This window comes from Vibrio sp. 1S139, from assembly GCF_041439475.1.
Classification (GTDB): Bacteria; Pseudomonadota; Gammaproteobacteria; order Enterobacterales; family Vibrionaceae; genus Vibrio; species Vibrio crassostreae_C.
In genome coordinates, this window is sequence record NZ_JBGOOD010000111.1 from 1 (window position 1) to 6,292 (window position 6,292).

5 protein-coding genes are annotated in these 6,292 nt (G+C 43.6%); 1 reads left to right on the plus strand and 4 read right to left on the minus strand.

Features of this window, described 5'->3' with window-relative positions; genetic code table 11:
• Positions 1-189: 189 nt before the first annotated feature.
• Positions 190-1,662 (minus strand): carboxypeptidase M32, encoded by a 1,473-nt coding sequence (locus ACED46_RS21015; RefSeq protein WP_371722365.1) that lies wholly within the window; start codon positions 1,660-1,662, stop codon positions 190-192.
• 296 nt (positions 1,663-1,958) lie between these two features.
• On the opposite strand from ACED46_RS21015, the gene ACED46_RS21020 reads away from it, so the two are divergent.
• Positions 1,959-2,594, plus strand: coding sequence for a LysE family translocator (locus tag ACED46_RS21020; RefSeq protein ID WP_017058961.1), 636 nt, complete (start codon positions 1,959-1,961; stop codon positions 2,592-2,594).
• 106 nt (positions 2,595-2,700) lie between these two features.
• On the opposite strand, the gene ACED46_RS21025 is transcribed toward ACED46_RS21020, so the two are convergent.
• From ACED46_RS21025 to ACED46_RS21035, 3 genes are all read right to left on the minus strand, one after another.
• Positions 2,701-4,176, minus strand: coding sequence for an aerolysin family beta-barrel pore-forming toxin (locus ACED46_RS21025; RefSeq protein WP_017063796.1), 1,476 nt, complete (start codon positions 4,174-4,176; stop codon positions 2,701-2,703).
• A gap of 560 nt (positions 4,177-4,736) precedes the next feature.
• On the minus strand, positions 4,737-5,198 hold the full coding sequence (locus tag ACED46_RS21030) for a hypothetical protein (protein ID WP_017059728.1): 462 nt from the start codon (positions 5,196-5,198) through the stop codon (positions 4,737-4,739).
• The gene (locus tag ACED46_RS21035) at positions 5,195-6,007 is read right to left on the minus strand and encodes a winged helix-turn-helix domain-containing protein (protein WP_017066273.1); all 813 of its coding nucleotides are present in this window, start codon (positions 6,005-6,007) and stop codon (positions 5,195-5,197) included. Before ACED46_RS21035 ends, ACED46_RS21030 begins: the two co-directional genes overlap by 4 nt.
• Positions 6,008-6,292 lie beyond the last annotated feature (285 nt).

The window sequence follows — 6,292 nt, forward strand, 5'->3', positions numbered from 1 at the left end:
CTCACTTTGCTAAGTGTAGATTGGCAAAGGAGGGAGTGGATTCCATACATCAAGTTAGAACCAAAGCTACCCTTCAGCCATAATTGTGACTTTTGACTTACAATACTTGTACTATGCTTTTTTCAGCTTGTTTCTACTTACACAGCAAGCTCTGCAAGTAGAAACCTTCAATGTAGTTGGGCGTTTTATCTACAGATAACGACTTCTCAAATGGTCTTTGAAGTATTGCGCATTCAAGGTTTCGCCCGTTGCACCTTTCACCAAGTCATCAGTGGTCAGCAGGCTGCCTTTGCTCCAAATGTTTGATTCTAACCAAGTGAAGATAGGGGATAGGTCACCGCTTTCAATCACAGAGTTTATATCTACCGTTTTCTTCATTGAAGCCATGAACTGCGCCGCGTACATCGCACCTAATGTGTACGATGGGAAGTAACCAAATGCGCCGTCTGTCCAGTGGATGTCTTGCATACAGCCGTTAGTGAAGTTGCCTTGAGTGCTTAAACCAAGGTAAGACTGCATCTTGGTATTCCATAACTCTGGCACGTCAGTGTGTTTGATCTTGCCGTTGATCAAGTCACGCTCAATCTCGTAACGCAGGATAACGTGTGCAGGGTAGGTGAGTTCATCAGCATTGACACGGATGAAGTCTTTCTTCACGCGCGTGTAGATCTTCTGGAAGTTTTCTTTCTCAAATTCTGAGCCTGAGAATTGCTGACCAGCCAAGTTCGCTAAGTGTCCAATGAACGGGTCGCTGCGGCCGACTTGCATCTCAAAGAATAAAGATTGAGATTCATGAATGCCCATAGAACGAGCTTCCCCCGCTGGTTGTCCTGCTAGGTGTTTTGGTAAGCCTTGTTCGTAACGTGCGTGGCCTGTTTCATGCACAATACCCATTAAGCTTTGAACGAATTCCGCTTCGTCATAGCGTGTTGTGATACGCACGTCTGAAGGGACGCCGCCACAGAATGGGTGAACACTTTCATCCAATCGGCCGTGTTCAAAATCGAACTGAAGCAGCTTCATGACTTCTAAACCCAGTGCTTTCTGTTTCTCGGTCGAATAGATACCTGATGGTGCGTTAAATTGCTCGCTCGATTGTTTTTCGATCACTTCATCAATTAAACCTGGAAGCCAAGTTTTAACGTCTGCAAATAGGGTATCAAGTGAAGTAGAGCTGGTGCCCGGTTCATAAATATCCAGCATCGCATCATAAGGCGTTAGATTGGCTGCGTCTGCGCGAATCTGCGCTTCTTCACGAGAAAGCTCAACCACTTCACGCCAGTTCTTTTCGAATCCAACCCAGTCGTTGTTACCGCGTTGGCTACGCCACGCATGTTCACATTTTGAACCCGATAGAGATTTCGCTTCAACCAGTTTTTCTGGAAGTAGGTTTGCTTGTTGCCACTGGCGTTTTATTTCACGAAGTGACGATTGTTGCTCAGTGTTCAGCGCTTCATTTTCAGCGTCTGCAATCCAATCGCCAAGCTGTGGTTGAGTCATTAAGCCGTGAATATGAACAGAAAGCTCGGCCATCGCTTCACTACGAGCTTGGTTACCACCTGCTGGCATCATTGAAGCTTGGTCCCAACCACAAATAGAAGCTAGGTGTTGAAAGCGTGAACATTTTTGAGAGTGTTCGACTAGTTTTTTGAATGCGCTCATTTGACTACTCTTAATTTGGTTTCTTTAAATGATCCTTAGGGCTGCGTCAGCGTTAAGGTTCATCTCGTGTACTTTGATTATGGCTTTGCTTTTTAATGACGCCGACCTTCGCAGTCGAAGATATAGCGAGAAAAGCATGAGGCGATACGATGCCTTGAATTTACTATTTCTTAACAAATCAAACTGTTCTATTGTGCACAAAATCAGTGAGTTGTATAGCTGGTGGCAATTGTTGCTTGCGAATTGTTCAGATACACGGTATTGATGATAGATCGCTGAACAAAAATGACAATGATATGGATATTTTGAACTTTGAGGCATTTCTAATTGCCATCACTATTTTAACGCTAACGCCGGGCTTAGATACGGCTTTGGTGATTCGCAATACTAGCCGCTCTGGCTTAGCTGACGGTTGTATGACGAGCTTTGGTATTTGTAGCGGCTTGTATGTACACGCGTTTTTCTCTGCTGTGGGTATATCTGCAATCCTCGCCCAATCCGCTGAACTCTTTCAAGCCGTTAAGATGGTAGGTGCGGTTTACCTCATCTGGCTTGGCTTAAGCAGTTTGCGAGCGTTGATGAAAAACGGTGGCGGTTTGAAGGTCGGAGAACAAGCTCAGCAGGCTTACAGTGCAAAGCGTTCTTTGCGTGAAGGCTTTCTGTCTAACGTTCTTAACCCAAAAACAGCAGTTTTCTATCTGGCCTTTTTACCTCAATTTGTAAACCCTGAAGGTTCGCCTTTATTGCAATCTATGTTGATGGCTTCGGTACACTTTATGATTGCGATGGTATGGCAATGTGGTTTGGCTGGCGCGCTTAACTCGGCTAAAAATTTGCTCAAAAACGCGAGTTTTATGAAGTGGATGGAAGGCGTGACGGGCATGGTGCTGGTTGGGCTGGGTGTTAAGCTTCTGATGGAAGAGCCTGTGTAGTTCACCGTTTTCAGTTGAACATGAATATATGAAAGCCCACGATGTGTCGTGGGCTTTGTGCTTTATTACTGGTAGATCTTTGTACCGATCTTATTCTACAGCGCAGTTATTCAACGACGCTAATGTTCATCTCAGCACCTTCGAAACCTAAGTCACTCAACTCATCGGCGTTAAAGTTGGTGGTAACTTCGATGTCGCCAATGCGCTCAGTAGATTCGTTGACGGAATCAGTACTTCTTTTGCTGCGTAGATTGTTAGTAATTGGTGTTGCTTGTCCAATTTCGATAGTACCTGCAAATTGAGATTCAGCGTAGAAATCTCCAGACACGTAAGAGTGGAAGGGGCGTAAGCTTCCGCCAGTCGCGTATTGCATGCTTGATAAGCCAGCTTCTTTAATCGCCCAGCCCCAATCCCACCATTTAGTTTCACCTGGGATGTAACGGTGATCCCATTGGTAGCGAATGTCGGCAGATTCACTGCTGCCACGGCCCATGGTGAAGGTATGAGCCTTGTACGGGCGGTTATCTGGATGAGAGTGCCACGCGTTGCCACCCCAACGAAGGAAGCCGTTGAATTCAACATCGTAGCTAATATCGGCGTTGAATCGGTACGGGTAAGAGATGCTTGAACGATACAGCTCAACTCGAATCGGTAGCTCCGAATTCGCAGGAACCATAGGACGAGCTTGAAGTGTTACTTGTTCGCTAGTGGAGTTGCCATTTGTTTCAGCGAAGCTTTGGTTAGCCTCGAACTTAACGGTGAGCTTAGTTTCGCCAACCAAAGGCCACTTGAAGGTGTTCTCTGTTTGAACGCTCTGTGAGAATCCGTAGCTGTTCGTTTTCGACCAGTTTGTTGATTCGTCTACTTTTAGGTCTACCACCACTTGTTGCGCGATGTTGCTGTTGTTTCTTGCCGTCGCGTAAACCGTTTTCACTAGTTCACGATCCGACTCGACAACATCACCATGCCAAAAGTTGTCGTCGTTAACGGTGTAGGCAAAATTGTCGACGGTGATTTTGGTTTTTTCATCACAGCGATAGCCGCTACAAGAGCCATTGTTATTTCCTTGTATTACCCAACTGTTGCCAGAGCGCTTTATCGTCATGTCTTCGCCCACGTACTGACTGTTATTACCGCCAACCCAAGCGTAACCTAGGTTGTGGGCTAAGTAGCTTAATGGGCGTACAAAGTCGTTACGGTTGTTCACTAATTCATACTGAACATCGATTTCGCTGCCTTCCTGAACCGATTTGGCGGAATAGTTAGGGATTTCAGATTGGTCGTTGTTTGGGTAACAGAACGTTGACCCACTGCTTGATTGCTTAATTTCGCCATGATAACCCGGCCCCATGATTACCCAGTTTCCTTTTAACCCGGTGATCTGCCAAGTGCCCATGCGAGCGACCAAAGTACTCTTCTGCTCTTCTGCTTCATAACGGTCTATAGGACGATAACCAGAGCGACAGACATCTTCACCAAGTTGGTCAAACACTATTTGGTCTGGGTAAATCTTCGCATTTACACCGGTTGATAGAACAGACAACACTGCGGTTGCTAAGAGACTTCTGTTTACTGTGATCATTAACAATTCCCTCATTTGTAATTTTTCTATTTTGATAATGTTTTGTGTGCCGTGCAGTTAACAAGACAAGTTCACTTTTTCATGTTGATAAATAGATAGATACTGAAAAGGGTTGAATTAAATTACCCAGTTAATTCAATGGCTTGTGTTGTCATTAGTGTTTTTACGGTGAAAGAGTATGCAACTGAACGTAAATTGTTTGATGGGGCTCAAACCGTTTTTAGAAAAATGAAGGCCCATTATTCGGGCTTAGACGTCAAAATTATTTGACGTTATTTTTGGCGTTTGTATGAATGGTTAATTAGAAGAACAGGTATAACCATTCACAATACTCGTAGTTTTAAGGTGGGCAGGTAGTGAGTGACAAAGAGTAAAAATCTAACTTGAATATTTTGCTTTGCTATCGGCTTTAAAATGCAAACACTTAAAGTAAGGAAGACTGTAATAATTGTATTACTGATAAAATAATGAAAATAACCATCCGTTTTTTATGTGTAATATCGGAAAAGCTTGCTACTTGATAATAGGGCACTTGTTGCTAGTGGTTAAACTATCTCTAATTATCGTTTGGCCAGAAGTTGCGTTCGGCCTGTATTACACGTTTTAATGATGGCAAATAAATCATTCGAACTTAAGATATCAATCTTTACCGTTAATGGGTCATTGTTGATTAACAGGTAAGGCGCCAATCGGCTGTCATTCATTGTTTTATTTATTTTTTGCACAGAGACTAAGTCAATGGTGCCAGAAATAGAAAAGAAAAGTGATTGAGAAGGACGGGCTGTTCCTCTGAATCGCAGAACAAGTGGGTCGGGCATGTTGTCGTCTTGAACGGACATCAGGTGCAGCACCTTGTTGTTACTTATTTTCGTTAATCCGTCGGTACGTAATACATTGTCATTCACTATCAGGTCCACCACGCTATGTTGGTAGCGATGCTCTTCTTTTGGTTGGGGCGAAGGGATACTCCATATGCCAACCAATAAAACGAATGCAGAAATGAGCGCAACGATTGGCATCATAATTGACCTCTTTCTAGGAATAGGGCCAGTTCGGTACTGGCTTGATCTAGTTGGGTTGGCGTGTAAAAGATGTTGACGGACTGGCGTGTGGCTTTGTTCAGAATAGAGAGCTCAGAATATTCCGCTTCTTCGCTAATGTACGCCACGCAATCACATTGATACTGATAGAGAATGCTTTCTAGCTCTGGCGTCATCGCCATTTCAGGGGCTTGGAAAACTTGTATTTGACCTATCCATTGCTCGCTGAGCCGGTTAACGGGGTTGATATCGCTGAGGTTTCTCTCATTAACCTTAGCAAAAGCCAATAACGCTGATGCCAACAGTAAGCAGCCAGTGGTGAAGTAGCACAACTTGTTTCGGTTTTCAGCAGTGGGAAAGTAAGCCGACGAACTTTGTTTAGGGTTAGGCTTAGGTTCGACTGCAACAGCTGCACCGATAGCAATACCGTTATTGCCGACGGGTATCAGGTTGCTCGCATCAGCAAGGGGAGTTGTGGCTGCATTATTGATGGGGGAGTCGATTACCACGCACTCATCGATAAGGCGATAGCCCACCTTAGGAACGGTGACGATTGGGGTTTCTTTGATGCCTAATCTAACGAACCCTTGGCGCAGTAAACTTATACTTTTCGCTAGTGACGTATCCCCTATGAACTCGTTTCCCCAAGCGAAGCTAATAATATCTTGTTTGTTAACAATATCGGGTGAGTTTTTATGTAATAACTCCAGGACCCGAGTTTCACGGTATCCTACTTTAATAGAACGTTCATCGTTATAAATACGGTTTTTAATCGGGTCGAATCTGATCATATAGCCAACGTTTTATTTTTATTATAATTCTCTCTACAATGTAGATGACTATAAACTGACTAATATATGAATTAAAGTCACATGTTTTATTCTTCTGGTTTTTTGTGTCGTTGAAACGAAAAGAAATTTAATATGTTTGTTACAAAACGCCTGACACCAACGCACAATCTGTTAAATATAAGTAATATCTAATTAAGTGTTGGTTTTATTAGTGTCCTTTTTAGTAGTCTACGGCGTTGTTGATCAAATCAGCTTGAGGTTCAACGACGCCATATTTGACTAATC